16 protein-coding genes are annotated in these 17038 nt (G+C 40.7%); 2 read left to right on the forward strand and 14 right to left on the reverse strand.

Annotated features, from left to right (window positions below; translation table 11 throughout):
- Positions 1–84: 84 nt before the first annotated feature.
- The 6 genes from E7Z79_RS00780 to E7Z79_RS00805 all read right to left on the reverse strand — a co-directional run bounded on the left by E7Z79_RS00780 (position 85) and on the right by E7Z79_RS00805 (position 4659).
- Positions 85–690, reverse strand: coding sequence for a flavodoxin family protein (locus E7Z79_RS00780; protein ID WP_303738077.1), 606 nt, complete (start codon positions 688–690; stop codon positions 85–87).
- Complete coding sequence (locus E7Z79_RS00785) at positions 687–1319, reverse strand: flavodoxin family protein (RefSeq protein WP_303738078.1); 633 nt, start codon at positions 1317–1319, stop codon at positions 687–689. The genes E7Z79_RS00780 and E7Z79_RS00785 overlap by 4 nt, the downstream gene beginning before the upstream one ends.
- Entirely contained in the window at positions 1316–1948 is a 633-nt protein-coding gene (locus tag E7Z79_RS00790) for a flavodoxin family protein (RefSeq protein WP_303738079.1), read from the reverse strand. Before E7Z79_RS00790 ends, E7Z79_RS00785 begins: the two co-directional genes overlap by 4 nt.
- Positions 1949–1962: 14 nt before the next feature.
- Positions 1963–2766 (reverse strand): DUF169 domain-containing protein, encoded by an 804-nt coding sequence (locus E7Z79_RS00795; protein ID WP_303738080.1) that lies wholly within the window; start codon positions 2764–2766, stop codon positions 1963–1965.
- A 124-nt stretch (positions 2767–2890) separates the two neighbouring features.
- Positions 2891–4168: a serine--tRNA ligase gene (serS, locus tag E7Z79_RS00800; RefSeq protein WP_303738081.1), complete on the reverse strand. Its 1278-nt coding sequence runs from the start codon at positions 4166–4168 to the stop codon at positions 2891–2893.
- A gap of 119 nt (positions 4169–4287) precedes the next feature.
- Positions 4288–4659 carry a helix-turn-helix domain-containing protein gene (locus tag E7Z79_RS00805; RefSeq protein ID WP_303738082.1) on the reverse strand — a complete coding sequence of 124 codons (372 nt, stop codon included), beginning with the start codon at positions 4657–4659 and terminating at the stop codon, positions 4288–4290.
- Between the two features lie 502 nt (positions 4660–5161).
- Here E7Z79_RS00805 and E7Z79_RS00810 point away from each other — a divergent pair.
- Entirely contained in the window at positions 5162–6007 is an 846-nt protein-coding gene (locus tag E7Z79_RS00810) for a pyridoxamine kinase (RefSeq protein ID WP_303738083.1), read from the forward strand.
- Positions 6008–6259: 252 nt separating this feature from the next.
- Here E7Z79_RS00810 and E7Z79_RS00815 read toward each other — a convergent pair whose 3' ends face one another.
- The 4 genes from E7Z79_RS00815 to E7Z79_RS00830 form a co-directional block, all read right to left on the reverse strand.
- Positions 6260–9076: an Ig-like domain-containing protein gene (locus E7Z79_RS00815; protein WP_303738084.1), complete on the reverse strand. Its 2817-nt coding sequence runs from the start codon at positions 9074–9076 to the stop codon at positions 6260–6262.
- A gap of 61 nt (positions 9077–9137) precedes the next feature.
- Entirely contained in the window at positions 9138–12011 is a 2874-nt protein-coding gene (locus E7Z79_RS00820; RefSeq protein ID WP_303738085.1) for a hypothetical protein, read from the reverse strand.
- Positions 12012–12103: 92 nt separating this feature from the next.
- Positions 12104–12454, reverse strand: a complete 351-nt coding sequence (locus E7Z79_RS00825) for an arsenate reductase family protein (RefSeq protein ID WP_303738086.1) — start codon at positions 12452–12454, stop codon at positions 12104–12106.
- Between the two features lie 21 nt (positions 12455–12475).
- Complete coding sequence (locus tag E7Z79_RS00830) at positions 12476–13120, reverse strand: HAD family hydrolase (protein WP_303738087.1); 645 nt, start codon at positions 13118–13120, stop codon at positions 12476–12478.
- 57 nt (positions 13121–13177) lie between these two features.
- Between E7Z79_RS00830 and E7Z79_RS00835 the strand changes: the two genes are divergently transcribed.
- Positions 13178–13882, forward strand: a complete 705-nt coding sequence (locus tag E7Z79_RS00835; RefSeq protein WP_303738088.1) for an alpha/beta hydrolase — start codon at positions 13178–13180, stop codon at positions 13880–13882.
- On the opposite strand, the gene E7Z79_RS00840 is transcribed toward E7Z79_RS00835, so the two are convergent.
- The 4 genes from E7Z79_RS00840 to E7Z79_RS00855 form a co-directional block, all read right to left on the reverse strand.
- Complete coding sequence (locus E7Z79_RS00840) at positions 13874–14395, reverse strand: YgjV family protein (protein ID WP_303738089.1); 522 nt, start codon at positions 14393–14395, stop codon at positions 13874–13876. The two genes, E7Z79_RS00835 and E7Z79_RS00840, sit on opposite strands and share 9 nt — an antisense overlap.
- Before the next feature lie 120 nt (positions 14396–14515).
- Positions 14516–14992: a methylated-DNA--[protein]-cysteine S-methyltransferase gene (locus E7Z79_RS00845; RefSeq protein ID WP_369693414.1), complete on the reverse strand. Its 477-nt coding sequence runs from the start codon at positions 14990–14992 to the stop codon at positions 14516–14518.
- Position 14993: 1 nt separating this feature from the next.
- Complete coding sequence (gene cfbC / locus E7Z79_RS00850; protein ID WP_303738091.1) at positions 14994–15791, reverse strand: Ni-sirohydrochlorin a,c-diamide reductive cyclase ATP-dependent reductase subunit; 798 nt, start codon at positions 15789–15791, stop codon at positions 14994–14996.
- Positions 15784–17031, reverse strand: a complete 1248-nt coding sequence (locus E7Z79_RS00855) for a peptidase U32 family protein (RefSeq protein ID WP_303738092.1) — start codon at positions 17029–17031, stop codon at positions 15784–15786. Before E7Z79_RS00855 ends, cfbC begins: the two co-directional genes overlap by 8 nt.
- Between the last annotated feature and the right edge of the window lie 7 nt (positions 17032–17038).

The raw sequence follows: 17038 nt of genomic DNA on the forward strand, positions 1-17038 counted from the left end.
ATACAATTAAATATTGTGACAAGGTAGTATATAAAGGTTTGTATTCATTTTTAAAAAATGTATACACAAAAATTTGAAAAAAAATTAGCAGCTTAAATCTGCAGCAATTTCAAAAACCCTTTCCAAATCCCTGGACAGCTGCTCTTCTTTTGATTTCAGCTCATCATCGGATGACTTGGACTTCATATTCTTAGATATGTTTGAAAATGTCTCAATGACAACTTCCCCATTAAGCATTTCAAGCAAATCCTCGGACTGCTTAAGCTGAGGCCTTACAGACTTTTCGAAATAGCCCATAGGATAGTTGATGGTATAGAAAAGTCCGACATTCACCTTGCCCCTGAACTTGTTTCCGGTCTTGTATGAAACCAGACTATAAATCAGCCTTTCAAGCAGAGCCATGTAATGGCTTGTCGGCTGTGAGAAAAATATCGGAGCTGCAACCAACAGTGAATCCGCATCGAAAATCCTTTCAATCAATGGGGACAGCTCATCCCTCCAGAAGCATTTGCAGACATCTTCATCGTTTTTGCATATCAGACAGACATGGCATCCTGACAGGTCCATCTTATATAAGTCGACATATTCAACTTCCGAACCGACTGACTTCGCTCCTTCGGCTGCAGACTGTGCCAGCTGCGCATTGACATCCCTTCTTTTAGGACCTGCATTAATCACGACAGTTTTCATTTGCTCAGCTCCGCACCGATTTCAAATGCCTTTTCCAAATCATTCGGAAACTGCAAAATCCACTGCTTTTCCTTGGCCTCCTGCGAAAAGCCGGCCATGTTGAACTTGGAATAATCGCTGATTTGAATAGTATCGCATACAGGATATGTTACAATCTCCCCATTCAAAAATGAGAAGAGATACTCTGTTGTCGAGAGGCTGTCCTTCATGGACTGCTCGTAGAACTCCTTAGGGGCATTCATGGTGTAGAATATCCCCACATTGACCTTGCCGGTGAAATAGCTTGTGCCGTCATCATAGGACATGATGCAAAAAATCAGTCTTTCAACCAATGCCCGAAACTCGCTTGTAGGCTGTCCGAAGTAAATCGGTGAGCCGATTAAAAGACAGTCAGCATCGAAAATCTTATTTATGACATCTGTCAGGTCGTCATTCCAGTAGCACTTGCCCTTGGTGTTGGTCTTTAACTTGCAGGCAAGACAGCTCCTGCAGCCCTTGTAGACCAAATCATATAGATTGAAATATTCCGTTTCGGCACCAACCGATTCAGCACCCTTTTGGGCAGCCTGCATGATTTCTGCAGTGTTCCATGTCTTTCTGGGACTTGCATTGATCACAATTGTTTTCATTTTGACAACTCAGCACCAATCTCAAATGCTCTTTTCAAATCGACAGGGAACTGCTTTTCATGATTCAGTTTCTTGTCTTCCTCATCAAATGCACCCATCGCATATTGGGAATAGTCATTGACCTGCAATGTATTGAATACAGGGTAAATCTTGACTTCACCGTTAAGCATGCCGAAGACCTGTGATGAGCTTTCAAGGTACTCCTCCATCATTGTTTCATAATAGTCTTCAGGAGCGTTCATTGTAAAGAAGAGCCCAACATTGATTTTGCCTTCAAAATAGGAACCGAAACCGTCATATGACAATATGCAGAATATCAGCCTTTCCATCAGGGCACGGTAGTGGCTGGTAGGTTCGTTGAAGTAAATCGGAGAGCCAATTAATAATGTGTCAGCATCCAGAATCCTTTCAATCAATGGGGACAGCTCATCCTTCCAATAGCATTTGCATCTGTCCTTGTCAGCCTTTTTGCAGACAAGACAGCTCATGCATCCATGTAAATCAAGCTTGTATAAATCAACATATTCCACTTCCGCACCGGCTGATTCGGCACCTTTGGCGGCCTCCTTCATTACCTGTGCGGTGTTCCATCTTCTTCTCGGACTTGCATTAATAACTACTGTTTTCATAATAATCAATATAACTATTTGTCGAAATCCTTAAATAAATGTGATTGGAAAAGGCTATCTTCACTGAGTTTTTCAAGTTTCAGGAACAGATTCCATGGCATTGTAAGTGTCACGTAATCGTTAGGAATGAAATGCTTCATATGTTTACGTGCCGCAAGGTCAACCGGACCCAAAAGCATATGAGGATCCTCGCTTTCGGCCTGTTCGAATGTGAAACATCCAATCAGCTGGCATGCAGAAGATTGGGGCACGCAGACGTAATTGCTTTCAACCCTGTGGGACCCGTCAAGCTGCAGCAATAGCATCAGTTCAAATGCATTGACTGTGAATATAACTGAATCAGGGATTTCACCTTCCTCCAGCTCTTCCAAAGGCTTGAAGACCACATAATCCTCGCTGTCATAGATTGGCCTTGATGATATATGTCCATAGGCTGTTTCAAAATCCTCATAGATTCTTTCACCTTCAGTGAACATCTCCCTTATATGCATAGGCCTTGATTCCAGTTTTTTGAGGTATTCATCTCTGTCTTTAGCTGAATCAGCTCCTTTTGAAAGAAATGTTGCCTGAAATTCCTTTGCCTCTTCAGTGGCAAAACCGTCTCCCCATCCAAAGCCTGGCCAGATTCCTCCGCAGGTTCCGTTTTCACGGCCAAAAACAAATGCTTTTCTTTTAGCGATGCACTGTGCAACAAAAGACATTACACAACCGCCACGCCCTTCCTTCGGACCTTTTATATCATCGGGCTTTTCATTGGTTTTGATTAAAACGATAGGGTCGAATTTTCCATTTAGATAATTGGCGATACTACTCTTCATGAGTAATAGTTTATTATGTGTAGTTTAAATGTATTTTGAAAAGAAAATTGAAAGTAATATATTATTTACTTCAATCAAAAAAAATAGTTGAAGTGTGTGTAAACACACTAGAATTTAAAATAACTTATTTTTTAGCTTCAATGACAGTTTTTCCATTCATGTAAGGGACCAACACTTCAGGAACTTTAACGCTGCCGTCAGCCTGCTGATAGTTTTCCAAGATACAGCACATTGTTCTTTCGGTTGCGATTGCAGTACTGTTTAAGGTATGTAGTATCTGCGCATCGCCTGAACCTGCCCTTCCAACACGGGTCTTGGTCTTACGTGCCTGATAGTCCTTACAGTTGGTACATGAAACCAGTTCACGGTAGGTTTCAGATCCAGGGAACCATGCCTCAAGGTCGTATTTGATGGCCGCATTGTCGTTCAATGCAGATGACACTATAGCTATGACCTGGTATGGAAGACCCAGTTTCTGATAGATTCCTTCAGTCACTTCCATCAGTTTCTCATGCTGGTTTTTGGAGTCTTCAGGTGCTGAGAAGATGAACTGTTCGATTTTTTCAAACTGGTGGACCCTGAAAATTCCCAGGGTATCCTTACCGTGTGAGCCAGCTTCCTTTCTGAAGCAGGTTGAAAGAGCGCAGTATCTCAACGGCAACTCATCGGGACTTATGATTTCATCACGGTGAAATGCTGCAAGGGTCTGCTCAGCGGTTGCAATCAGGTACATGTCTTCATTCTCAACCTTGTACAGGGTCTCTTCAAACTCGCCGAGTTCGGAAGTTTCGGCTGCAACTTCCCCTTTTACAAAGAATGGGGTCTGCATCGGAATGTAACCTTCATTTTCCAGTTCATTGAGTGCAAATTGAATCAAGGCCAGGTTAAGGTGCAGAATATCTCTTTTCAGATAGTAGAATCTTGCTCCTGCGATTTCAGCTGCAGTCTCCAAATCTGCACCGTCAATTGATTCAATCAAATCGACGTGATTGAGAGCTTCGAAATCAAATTCCGGCTTTTCGCCGTAGGTCCTCACAACCACATTGTCATCTTCAGTGTCTGAAATCGGAACATCCTCGTCAATGACGTTTCCGACCTTGTATCTGTAATCGTCTCTGAGCTTGAGGTAATCGGCATTTTTGGCTGTCAGCTCCTTGATTTCCGCAGCCACTTCCTTGGATCTGGCAATGACCTCTTCAAGATTGCCTTCCTCTTTAGCCTTTTTGAATGATTTGGATAATTTGTTTTTCTCAGCCCTTAATGAATTGAGCTTTTTCTCACCTTCTCTCCATAAGGTGTCATATTCTATTACCTTTTCCACATTTTCAGTGCCTCTAAATCTCTTCTTTTCAGAGTCTATTATTATTTCCGGATTTTCTCTGAACAATTTTATATCTAACAATATTTTGTCCCCTAAAATATTTTATTCAATATTAATTAAGTTCCTTTTGTATATTAAAGTTAATGAAAAAAAGTAGCTTTTTAGGGTCCACACCGAAACCCAAATATTAATTTTTCAACCTAAAGCAGGTTTTCCTGAAAACTTGTTTTCAGGTCATTTCTGATTTTATCAGAGTAGTTCTCGCTGTCAACGGTCACCATGGCGATTTCATATATAACCTTGTTGAGCGATTTGCCCTTTTCGGTCAATATGTACCTGACGTTCTTCTTGTCGCACTTGTCGACAATCTTTTGAATCAGACCGTTGTTTTCCATGTCTTTCAGGCAGTGGCTCAATACCTTGTTTGAAAGATCAGGTTTGTCTTCCTTGAATTCATGAAAACGGGATTTACCGAAAAATAAATCTCTCATTATCTGAATTACCCATTTTTTGTTAATCAATTTTACAACCAATTCTATAGGACAAGATGTTACATGTTTAGTGATGTTCATGATAGTTACCTCCAAAAAATCAGTCGGCTATATTGACTTGTTTTTGAAGTATATAAACTTTTCTGTTTATGGTGACCAATCGGTTACCAAAAGTTTTTAAATAGCATTGACCTACTATTGAGTGAAAGCGCAGTAATGCACTTTCGAGAGATGGTGAATTCAAAAGATTGCAAATGAACATGGTCGCCCATTTTCCTCTAAATATAACACGCATACATATTCAATGACCATGGGATTTTAAGAGAGTTTTTTGACAAGTCATTGCGATATCAGCCAAAACAGTTAATTCCCTTTTAAAAAGTTGAATCAAAAAATTCTAACCCATCTCTATTCCTTTTTTAAGTGACATGAAAAAATTTATATACATATAATAACAATTGTTATATGGTTGATTTGAATTCTCAATTGCATTAAAAAATAAGTATTAAGGCAACAATACCAAGATATAAATATTTTTCAAAGCAATATACAAATTAACTTATTACATTTTAGAGTTGAAAGAATGAACGACACAACAAAAATATTAACAATCCAGGATATATCCTGTTACGGACAGTGCTCAATAACCGTTGCACTGCCTGTAATATCTGCATTTGGAATAGAGACTGCAATATTGCCTTCCGCTGTTTTATCCACACACACTTCAGGATTTACAGACTTTACCGTAAGGGATTTGACAGAAGATCTTCCTGCCATCCAAAAGCACTGGGAAAAGGAAGGAATCTATTTCGATGCGATATATACCGGATTCATAGCTTCAATAGAACAACTAGACTACATCAAAGACATTATTGAGTCTAGACTGAAACCCGATGGACTCGTATTTGTTGACCCTGCAATGGCAGACCAGGGCGAATTCTACAACGGATTCGACCAGGAATTTGCAGACAGTATGGGGGAACTCTGTAAACTGGGTGATTTTATCCTTCCAAACACAACAGAAGCATGTTATATCCTGCATAGACCCTGGAAGGAAGAATTCACAAATGAGGAAATGGTGGAAATGGCAAACGAGCTTGCCGAGTTTACAAAAAAATACGTTATCCTGAAAGGAGATACCCACAAGGAAAATAAGATGGGAATGATTGTCCTGGACAAAAGCGAATCCTCACTTGAAATGGTATACAACGACAGAGTCGATTACGTATCCCACGGAACAGGGGACGTCTTTGCATCATCATTTGTAGGCTCAACCATGGTTGGCAAAAGCCCTACATCAGCAGCAAAGATTGCCGGCGAACTCACCAAAAAGGCAATAGAAGAAACAATTGATGATCCAACCCACACCTATGGAGTCCGATTTGAAAGGGTAATCAAAGACATACCGGATTTATTAAAAACATATTAATCAATTTCTTGATTGAAAAAAGACTAAAAGCATAGTACCATTATTATGCTTTTACATGTATTTTTTTTGAAAAACTATTATACGAGCTTGCAAAATTAGCTTCACCTGAAATGCATGATTAAGATACTTGAATATGCAGCAAATATAATGAATTTTGCATCAGGGGAATGGTGAAATATTGAAGCTGCATTTAAAAATTATAGCGATGATTTGATATCGAAAAAATAAAAAAGAAAGTAACTGCCGAAGCAATTACCTTTTAACTTTAACGGTTACTTTTTTGGTAACTTTACCATATTTTGCAGTATAAGTAACTTTTTTACCCCTTTTGAGTTTTTTAAGAACTTTTTTCTTGATTGTTACTTTTGCAACACCTTTCTTGTTTGTTTTTGCCTTGTATTTTTTGCCCTTGAATTTGAAGATGATTTTTTTGCCTTTGGCGGCCTTGCCGTTGATTTTAAGGGTTGCCTTCAATACAAGCTTTTTGGCTGACCTTTTGACCTTTACCTTTTTGAGGGTCAGTTTTATGGTGTTCTTTTTGACAACAGGTTTTGTATCGTCCTTTTTCTCAGGCTGTACCGGTTTTGCAGTCACGTTGAAAGTGGCTGTTTTGACACTGCTTAGGAAAAATGCATTCGGTGCAAAGGTTGCGGTTGCGGTGTATGTGCCCACATCCAAACCGGTGACGGAGACGTTACCTTTACCCTCTATGACATTGACGGTGAGGTTCTTGCCTGCAACCTGTACGAGGACATTGCCTGTGAATGTGGAATTGGTAGTGATTAACACAATTGCATCATTTCCGACTTCAATGTTAGCTATAGAAATTGTCAATGCAGGATCAATGTTTTCCTTTAAATCTACAGTGACATTCACGTTTGCCAGAGGTATGAGATCCATACCATTTTCAATGGAAACGCTTATTGAGTGAGGACCGTCTGTAAGTCCAAGCTGAGTCTGGTTTATGAAGTATATCTTCTTGCTTTGTGAATCAACTCCTTCGCGTAAACTTGATTTATCAAATCTTATAGGTTCGTTTCCGTCAATTGCAACCAATATGTCATTATCAAATGGAAGTTCATTAAATATGATTATCTTATCATCAGCAATGACATCATTGATGGAGATTCCATAATCGTCAGCACTCAATTCCTTGAATGTTACACTACCTTCCTCTTGAACCAAACCCTTGTTTCCATTGTAATATCTGACAGAAACATTGTATGTTCCATTCAATCCAACACTCATATCATTAGTGCGTATTAAAAGAGATTCCTCATCGTAACCTATTTCATTAATATCCTTTTCTATAGTGGCTATGACATTGCCATCACTGTCAGTTATTGTTACATTTACTAAACCGGTGATGTCACTGGATTCGGTGATTTCACCATCTACAAGGCTTATGGAAACAAAAGCATCATTGAGTGAGGTGTAGACGGTTTCATCCGCAATTTCAATTACAAGGTCAGTAGTTATAGTGACATTAGCAATGGCATTGGTTCCCTTGTATGTAATGTTTAAAGTATGATTACCCACTCCAAGATTTAATTGCTTTGATGAGATTGTATAAATTCCATCATCCTCTAATGTGCAATTGCCAAGATTAATTCTGATTGGAGATTCATTTCCATCAACATATATTATCACTTCATCATCATTCTGAGCATCAGTCGCATTGATTGTGATTACAGTTTTATCCTCATCGACACGAATAGAAAACCGAGTGACAATAATTGTTGCATTATCTCCTGTTATGACTTGGGAAGGAAGCAACACCAAGGTTTCAGGGTCCTCTTCATCATCATATGGATATATCAGCACTTCATTTTCATAGAAATAGCAGTGAAGCACGTATTCACCTGCCTGAGTTATGTTTAAATCAGCAATAGTTATATCATAATAGTTGTAGTCTTCATCTTCATCATCCGGCTCCAATTCGGACAATGTCTTTTCAAATGCAGGATTCTGATTGTCATTGAGACAGATTACGATTTTACCATTTGTGCCTTTTTTGACTTCATAATATAGTATTACGGTTTCATTCCATGCTCCTTCCATAGGAATCTCTAAATCATCATCACAAGTAACATCAACTTTGTATTCCTCATCATCAAAATAAATCTTTCCGTTCTTAATGGTCATAGTCCATGATTCGGAGGCTATTTCTGAATCTTCATCCGCCTCATCCTCAAGGAGTTCGAAATACATCTCATCACCGGAGGAAATGACTTCTTTGTCAATCAAATCAACGAATGAATCTGCACCAGGAAGATTCTGAGCGACATAATTGTTTAAATCATCCAGTGAAAAGGCAAAACAATAATAGTGAGTTCCGTCTTCATCGTCAAATTCTGAATATGGCCTTTCAGTAGTTGCTAAATCCTCTTTAAATACCTTATAGTCTTCACCATCATCAGTTTCAACTGTTATTATAAATGTTCCTATTCTTTCTGTGACATTGACAAATGTGAAATTTTCACTAGTTTTGTTTAGTGCAATGTCATTGGCCGAAATTTCAGCCCCGACTAGACTGTCGATTTCAGTCAAGAACATTGTTGAACCGGTTTTTCTGACTTTGCATGAGACTGTCATTTCTTCAAACTCGACATATTGACTATTCTTGTATTCAAAGAACTTGAATGAGAGAGTGTCGCCATCTTTAATATTGGTTGAAGCAAGGTCCTTTACAAACAGGTAACCATATAAAAGGTCTTCATCATCCTCATCAGGTACCCAATGTTCTTCATCATCAAGATCTATGTCTGAACTTGCTATTTCCTCATCAACATTGTAGACTCTGAAACTGCCTTTGTTTATACTGGAAGGCAAGTATATGGTTGCAACATCACCTTCATCATATTCCAGATCAATTCCCTCTTCATCATCTTCATTTACTTCGATATAATGTTCATATTCATCATATCCACTAAACGCAATAACGTCATCCCCCTCATCTGCGACCTGAAGGTCGACTGAGGTGGTGTTATTGTCCTCTGCGCTAACAGCGCCAATTGTCAAAGCCGCCAATAACAGAAACGTTATCAGCATTATTTTTCTCATTTTCATAATATCAACTCGTATAAATGTTATAAAGTAATTGTATAACCATGAATAAAGGGGAGATTATCTAATATTCCTCCTCGTCATTGTCTCTTCTTTCATATATGAAGCCCAATATCCAAATGGCTATTGCGGCTATTATAATTATCAGAAATACATATGAATTATCATCGATTTTCTTGACTGCATTTTCAGTTATTTCATAACCTTTAGGCCCCTCGCCGTTTCCGCTTCCGCTTCCCTGAGTGCCCAAGTTTCCGTCAAATCCCTTGCCGTTGAAGGATATCTGACCGTTGTATGTGCCGTTTCCGCTTCCGGCCACATTGGCATTTCCGGTTCCTGTACCAGTTCCTCCGTCATCGTTTCCTCCACCATCACCTGCATTATTTCTCTCTTCATCCGTTTGCGGATCATTGTGTGGAACCTGCGGTTCTGGCTGATGTGTGATTTCAATGGCACCTTTCAGGGTTTTGGAGTTGTATCTTGCGTTGCCTGCGAAATCTATGTCTACATCATATGTTCCGGAGCCGAGCTCGCTTAAATCAACTGTGAGGCGTTCTGTATTCCTGTCAACATTAAATTTCTTCACAAGCCCTCCTGCACTTACAGTCAAATCGGCACCGGTTTTGGACTTGCCTATGTCTATTTCAACAACAAGTGAATTTGAGCCTGTTGTGTGATATCTGACTGTAGGATCTTCCTTTTTGACTGTGACCTTTGATTTGAGTACTGCGTCATTGTAGATTTCATTTCCCTTGAGGGTGAATGTGGCGGTGTAGGTTCCCGGATCAACATCATCGAAAAGCACTTCCCTTTTACTGCCTGATGAGCCTTTCTTTACGTTGATTGTCTTTTTCTGGCCGTCAAGCTCAATTGTGCATGGTGAGTTGAGGTCTGAGCGGCAGGATGAGAAGTCAAGGGTGAACAGGACACTGAAGTCATTAGATGAATATTTCCTGTTGAATGATCTGTCTGCCTTTTTGACTGTGAATCTGGCAGTGTCGTAAGTATTGTCCGCCAGGTTTATGATTTTCATTGTGTAGGTTCCTGCCTTCGAAAGCATCTCATTTTCAAACTCGTAGTTCCACTCCCGAACATCATAGACGTTCATCAGATAGTCTCCGGTATATACCACCCCGTTATCGTCGCTTACTATTATTCCGACATCCTGTGTTCCTACAGGAAGCGGCTCGTCATCATCGTCATCGTCGTCATCATCATCGTCATTAATCTCATAGAGGTTCATCATGACGATAAATTCTGTATCGTCGAAATAGGTGTGGTTCCTGACTCCGACTATGTGGACAGTCTTCTGCTTTTCGGTGACTTTCAGGGTGGTGTTGAACTGGTAGCGGATGCCATCATTATGTACTGTGGAATCCTTTTGGGTGAATTTGAAGTTGAGAACGCCGTTTTTGAATTCAACATCAACATCACATTCATACAGTGCCTGGAACTCGAACCTCAGGGTATGGGTTCCGACCTTAATGTCCCTCTCGTTTACCTCTTCAATGGATGAGCGGGCAAGGAATGTCTTGACTCCGATTTCATTGAGACCGGTGTATTCGTCAAATATTTCAACGTCGTCCACAAACACTGTCAGGTTGTAGATACCCTGCAAATCATCGATTTTGAGTTTGATGTCATCAGTGTGGACGATGGTTACGCTTGCATCTGATGTGATAGGTATGAACTGTGCCGCATTATCTGTAATGGTGAGATTTGACCTTATGACGTATTTGTCGTTTACAAATGATGATGTGGCCTGTGAATCTAAAAAGTCGAAGGTGAGGGCATTGTTGTATTCAGTTACCTCCGGTTTGAATGTGGCGTACTTGTCTGAGAATGTGAACTCGAATGTGAGGTCATGCACGCCCTTATCAAAATAGTTTCCATTCGAATCCTTTGTAGGAATATATAGTGTATTTTCCCAGGTGAGGAGAATGGAGCTATCATAAACCTTTTCGCCGTCGATGTATACTGTGAGATTTCCTGCATCGTCGCCCCCGAAGCGTATCGGAACGCTTCTTGTGTAGGTTACCTCAACAGGAGGTGCGTCAACGTAAATCTCATTCAAATCAGGGATTTCACATACGTTCAGCGTTGCGTTGATTGTGGTGATGTATTTGTTTTGTGCGGTTGTGATCAGTGATTTGTCGAACTTTATGCTGACCGTGGATTTTGAGCCGTCTGCCTCCACAGTGTACTCTCCGCGGACCTTGCCTGTCTCCACAATGAACACTAGATTATATGATCCTATTGCCAGTTTGGTTGTGTCTATTTCATCTTCAAATGGGTTTTCATCGGTTTCGAATGAATCGAAAAACTCGCCGTCAAGATAGACATCAACACTGACGAAGTTCAATCCCCTGAGGGCAAATGAAAGGGAATCAGAACGGGTTATGTTGACATCACCCAGATCCAGTGTCTGGGATATCGGTTCGTTTCCCTTTATGATGTTGAACTGTGACGTGAACCGGTAGGTTGCATTTTGGGGGTTTTTGGTTGTTCGGATGAACTCAAAGTCAAAGTATACGACAGAATCGCTGACGAATGCGTTTGGCCTGTATACCGAAGTGGTGTTTGTGAACTTGAACTCATAGATTATGCTGTGCCTTCCAAGGCCCAGAGGCACCTCATCATCACCGCTGACGACACTTGTCGGAATGTCGATACGGTCATGGGAGACATTGTTCATGTCCTCATTGATTGTGGATTCCTTCCTGTCCATGTAGACGTTGAGGCTGTATGACTGGTCGACATCAACTCCAATCGGAATGTAGTCACCCTCTCCAACCTCCAGCGTTTTGCCATCGTCGTCAATGCTGGAGGTGTATTCAGTATCCCCAAGTACGGAGCCTGCAGTGCCGTTTGCATCATCATGAGCACAGACAGCCCCCATAAGCAGGAATATCAAAACAATCAACAGCAGCTTTTTCATAATGGTTATATGTTTGTATCTTATAGTATTAAAATAAATATTATATTTTCAAAAATTCAATTGATTTTTAAAAATTTGCATTCTTTAGGAAACTACAATAATTTCTCTTCCCATTCCTTTACCTTAAAGCCGACAAGCACGACATCATCACCGACCAGAATAGGCCTTTTGACAAGCATGCCGTCAGTGGCCAGAAGATTCAACTGCTCATCTTCAGACATGTCCGGCAGTTTGTCCTTCAGTTTGAGTTCGCGATATTTCATGCCGCTGGTGTTGAAAAACCTTTTGAGAGGCAAATCGGATATTTCCCACCATTTGCGCAATTCATCGGCAGCGGGATTGTCATCTATGATATGCCTTGAGTCATAATCAATATTGTGTTCGTCCAGCCATTTTTTGGCCTTTCTGCAAGTTGAACATTTGGGATAGTTTACGAATAACATAATTAATAGTTGGATTTTGGATTAAAAATACTTTGGTATCTCGCACATGTCATCAACGGATTCAAGAATATAATCGTTTTTCCAGTCGATTTCACTGCCATAACCCCATTTTACAACAACACAATCGATTCCAGCATTTTTCGCAGTGGCAATGTCTGTATTGGAATCCCCGATGTAGATTGCATCTTCAGGCGGGACTTCCGCCTTTTTCAATATTTTTTGAACACCGCACGGATGGGGCTTTGACGGGTCAACGAGATTGTGGCCTTCAACCATGACAAAATCAATGTCGCTGAAGAATCTATTGACAAAATGTTCCAGGGAATCTGACAGCCGATTTGAATTGATGGCCAATATCACCCCATCATCCTGCAGTTTCCTCAAAAGGCCATGGGCTTTTGGAAACGGAACGGTCAATTCCTTTTCAGACGAATAATACAAGTCAAGATATGTCTCCTTAACCGCTTCAACATTCTGGGGAGTGCTGTTGTCCTTTAAAACAAGCGAAACGATTTCATCGATATTTCCTCCCAGGCATGGAATGAGCTCCTCTCGTGTCAGTGCCGGAAAATCATGAATCGCCAGGGCCCTGTTGAAGCAAATAAGCACATCATGAATCGAATCGAACAGTGTTCCGTCAAAATCAAAAATCGCAAGTCTTTTCATGACATTAGTTCTGTTGGAGGTTTAATTTAAATATTGTTTCGAAAAAAATATATTACCATGAACAAAAAAATCAAAATCGCAATTGTCGTGATTGCTGCATTGGCCGTTGCATATTCCATATATTATTTAACGGAATACAGCCCTGCCGAAGCTGCTGCAACAGATTATTTGAATGGAACAAATGAGGTAAACATCACCAAAGTCAACAACGGATTGTTCCTGGACGGATATGGAAACGACACAGCATTGATATTCTATCCTGGTGCCAAAATTGAATACACATCTTATTTGCCGATGCTGTGCGAATTATCCTCAAACGGCATTGACTGCTATCTTGTTGAGATGCCGTTCAATCTCGCATTGTTCGGTGAAAATGAAGCGGACAAGATTATCGATACAACTAACTACTCAAAATATGTATTGTGCGGACATTCCCTGGGAGGAGTGGTTGCATCATCATATATGGCGCATTCGGGAAAAGGTGATGGGTTAATACTGCTTGCAGGATATCCGACTGAAAACATTACAAAACCGACACTCTCAATCTATGGATCAAACGACGGGAATCTTAACAGAAAATCATATGATGAAGCAAAGCCTCTTATGAGCAATATGAGCGAACATGTCATTGACGGCGGAAATCATGCCCAATTCGGATACTACGGAAAACAAAGCGGAGACAATGACGCAAACATTACCCCTGAAAACCAGCAAAACCAGACTGTGGCAAAAATCATTGAATTCATCAGCAAATTAGGCTGAATTGGACTCTGAAGAAATCAGCCTTGCCAGGGAAACCAATCCGACAAGAGTGGTAAAGCTTTCGATGGAAGCTGATGAAATGTCCCAAATCGCAAGGAAATAGATAACATAAATGGCGCTGTTTACGATGAAACTGATTTTAATAGGTTTGATTGTCTTTAGATAATAATTGCAAAGCGAAAGCTGTATTATTGCAATGATGGGCAAAACTCCAACAAGGCCCATGGTATTCACAAGAAGGCCAAAGACCACTGAAACAGCAATGAAAAACATGGTCCAGCTGAATGTCAGCCTGTCAAAATAGACCATGGCATTTCTTGAAGCCGCAACGGCCATGGTAACAACACCCGTCCATGAAAAGAAAAAAACTGAAGAGATAATCAGGATGAAAGCATTTAAGAATTGGTATTTGTATGCCTGCTTTTCATCATTGACCCACATGCTTAAAATGATGAAAACACCCGCAATCAACGAAATGACATTACCAATGACTATGTTTAAAGGCAAATCCATGTAAAGTTATTTATTGGAATTGTTAAATAAACTTAACCTATTCACACTTATCCAAAAATTCAATTCAACAAAGTACTGCTTTTAGTCCATACGGACGGCTTGATTAATTTTACGGAAACATTAAAAATCAATATGTTCAAGTTTTAGCAATGAAATTTTCCTATCTATACCGCCGGCATAACCTGTCAACTTTCCATCCTTGCCCAATACCCTATGGCATGGCACTATGATTGATATCGGATTGTGGCCCACCGCTACGCCAACAGCCTGTGCGGACATTGTTGGAGATATCATTGATGCAATCTCCCCATAGGTCTTTGTTTCGCCGTAGGGAATTTCAGACAATATTTTCCATACCCTCCGTCTGAATTGGGACCCGTGAGGTTTAAGCTTGAAATTTACCTTAGGATTTTTGCCGTTGAAATATTCATCCAGCCAATTGGCAACCTTCTTAAAAATAGCTAAATCGTCATTGACGATAAAATCAGTTGACGGGAAATGTTTCTGGCCGTAAAACCATACTCCGCAAATTGCCTCGCCGTCACTTGCAATCAGCATCTTGCCTATTGGGGAACTGTAGTCTGTCGAATAATACATTTCAATCCATGTATGACTTGAAGAATTCCTCGAATTCCTCATCCCCCATAGGTTCCGGAGTGGACACGTTTTCATTATGCATAATGCTTGAAGCAAGGTCTCGGTATTCTTGTGCTTCTTCACTATCAAAGTATTTTTCTACAACGGTTTTTGCATCTAATTCAGCATCCTGAATCAAATTACTTCTATGAATAGTACCAATAACATGTGTTCCAATCTTTTCAGCAAAGTCGTTGACTATCTGCTCCTCATTATCCACATTTCTGCAGTTGCAGACAATGCCGCTCAAGTTACCCTTAAGCTTCTTGACTCCACGAACAATATTGTTTGCCGCATATAATGCCATATATTCACCGGAAGTGACAATCAGAACTTCATCAGCATATTTCTCACGCAAAGGCACTGAAAAGCCGCCGCAAACAACATCACCCAATACGTCATATACGACAACATCCAAATCGTCATTGAATATGTCAAGCTGCTCAAGCCTTTTCATGGCCACAATAACTCCACGTCCTGCACAGCCGACACCTGGTTCGGGACCTCCGCTTTCAACGCATTGGATGCCCTTGAAACCTGTGAAAACTAGGTCATCCTTTTCAGGTTTCCTGTTATCCTTTAAAGTGTGAACGACAGTGGGAATTCTGGAGCCATATAAAGTACGGGTGGTGTCTGCCTTTGGATCGCAACCTATTACAAGACAGTTTAAACCTTCACTAGCCCATACAGCAGACAAGTTGGCCACTGTAGTACTTTTTCCTATTCCACCTTTACCATAAATTGCAATCTTTTTAGTCATCAATATCTCTCTCAACCAGTTTATAAACAAAATCGTTTTCTCTTACCTTGTCGGGCATTGCTATTGCAACATTGCATCCTCTTTCAGCCCCATCCACGGATTCCCCTTCAATCTGCATGGAATCGATTGTATGGGTAATAGAGCCTGTGGTCTTGCCCTGGATGATGATCTTATCACCAACCGCCAGGCCATCCCATATCCTCAACTCGGCCGCCTTTACCTTATTGTAATAGTTGACAACCTGCCCGATGTCCTTCTTAATGTATTTTGATTGGTTATCTTCACTTTTCTCAAATGGAGTGTTAAAGTAGAAGTTTGTGTCAAATCCTCGGTTGAACACGCTTGTAAGCTCGTCCATCCACTCTTCCTTAACAGCATAATTCAACGGATCATTCTCATAGTCGTCAATGGCCTGCCTGTAGATTCCAGTCACCATCGCACCGTAGTCGGGGCTTCTCGCCCTTCCTTCAATCTTGAATGATGCAACGCCGCTTTCCATCAGTTCGGGAATGTATTCAATCATGCACATGTCCTTCGGTGAAAAGAAATTGGTCCTGTAGCTTCCGTCATCGCTTCCTGTAATGACGAATCTCTCATCTTCAACGTCCGAAAAGTTGATGACATTGTCATCGCCTTCTTCATATGTCAGTGTCCAGTTTTTGCGGCAAGGCTGCAGGCAGTCCCCGCAGTTGGCGCTTCTTCCGTATAATCCGTAACTTAAAAAGCATCTTCCTGAAATTGCCATGCATATTGCGCCATGAACAAATATTTCAGTTTCGATTGGTGATTTTCGGGTGATTTCGGTAACTTCCCTAAGGGACAGCTCACGTGAAAGGATTGCCCTTTTAGCACCGAGCTTCTTAAGGGTTTTCAAGGTATAGGAGTTTGTGACGTTTTCCTGAACGCTGATATGCGCTTCAAGGCCATGTGATACTGTATCCTCAATCAGACCGATGTCAGATAAAATAAGCCCATCAATTTCCGATGATGAGATTGCCTCCAGGTTTGACTCAAGCTCTGAGGCCAGCCTCTCGTTTAAGATGATGTTTGTGCCAAGATAGGTTTTGGCACCATATTCCTGGGCAATGCGTGAAACCTCACTCAATTCATCCAAGGAAAAGTTTTTGGCATTGGCTCTCATATTGAAATTGTCCAGTCCGAAGTAGACTGCATCCGCACCATTCTCTAAAACGGCACGCAATGATATGAAATTTCCAGCTGGAGCCAATAGTTCAACCATGAAAATC

The sequence above is a fragment of the Methanobrevibacter thaueri genome, assembly GCF_015062905.1.
GTDB lineage: Archaea > Methanobacteriota > Methanobacteria > Methanobacteriales > Methanobacteriaceae > Methanocatella > Methanocatella thaueri_A.

What these genes read in the sequence shown, in the direction of transcription:
- E7Z79_RS00855 (WP_303738092.1), bottom strand. Translation starts at nt 17,031, where the DNA reads ATGGTTGAACTATTGGCTCCAGCTGGAAATTTCATATCATTGCGTGCC.
- E7Z79_RS00810 (WP_303738083.1), top strand. Translation starts at nt 5,162, where the DNA reads ATGAACGACACAACAAAAATATTAACAATCCAGGATATATCCTGTTAC.
- E7Z79_RS00835 (WP_303738088.1), top strand. Translation starts at nt 13,178, where the DNA reads ATGAACAAAAAAATCAAAATCGCAATTGTCGTGATTGCTGCATTGGCC.
- E7Z79_RS00845 (WP_369693414.1), bottom strand. Translation starts at nt 14,992, where the DNA reads ATGTATTATTCGACAGACTACAGTTCCCCAATAGGCAAGATGCTGATT.
- E7Z79_RS00780 (WP_303738077.1), bottom strand. Translation starts at nt 690, where the DNA reads ATGAAAACTGTCGTGATTAATGCAGGTCCTAAAAGAAGGGATGTCAAT.
- E7Z79_RS00820 (WP_303738085.1), bottom strand. Translation starts at nt 12,011, where the DNA reads ATGAAAAAGCTGCTGTTGATTGTTTTGATATTCCTGCTTATGGGGGCT.
- E7Z79_RS00795 (WP_303738080.1), bottom strand. Translation starts at nt 2,766, where the DNA reads ATGAAGAGTAGTATCGCCAATTATCTAAATGGAAAATTCGACCCTATC.
- cfbC (WP_303738091.1), bottom strand. Translation starts at nt 15,791, where the DNA reads ATGACTAAAAAGATTGCAATTTATGGTAAAGGTGGAATAGGAAAAAGT.
- E7Z79_RS00815 (WP_303738084.1), bottom strand. Translation starts at nt 9,076, where the DNA reads ATGAAAATGAGAAAAATAATGCTGATAACGTTTCTGTTATTGGCGGCT.
- E7Z79_RS00785 (WP_303738078.1), bottom strand. Translation starts at nt 1,319, where the DNA reads ATGAAAACAATTGTGATCAATGCAAGTCCCAGAAAGACATGGAACACT.
- E7Z79_RS00790 (WP_303738079.1), bottom strand. Translation starts at nt 1,948, where the DNA reads ATGAAAACAGTAGTTATTAATGCAAGTCCGAGAAGAAGATGGAACACC.
- E7Z79_RS00825 (WP_303738086.1), bottom strand. Translation starts at nt 12,454, where the DNA reads ATGTTATTCGTAAACTATCCCAAATGTTCAACTTGCAGAAAGGCCAAA.
- E7Z79_RS00830 (WP_303738087.1), bottom strand. Translation starts at nt 13,120, where the DNA reads ATGAAAAGACTTGCGATTTTTGATTTTGACGGAACACTGTTCGATTCG.
- E7Z79_RS00805 (WP_303738082.1), bottom strand. Translation starts at nt 4,659, where the DNA reads ATGAACATCACTAAACATGTAACATCTTGTCCTATAGAATTGGTTGTA.
- E7Z79_RS00840 (WP_303738089.1), bottom strand. Translation starts at nt 14,395, where the DNA reads ATGGATTTGCCTTTAAACATAGTCATTGGTAATGTCATTTCGTTGATT.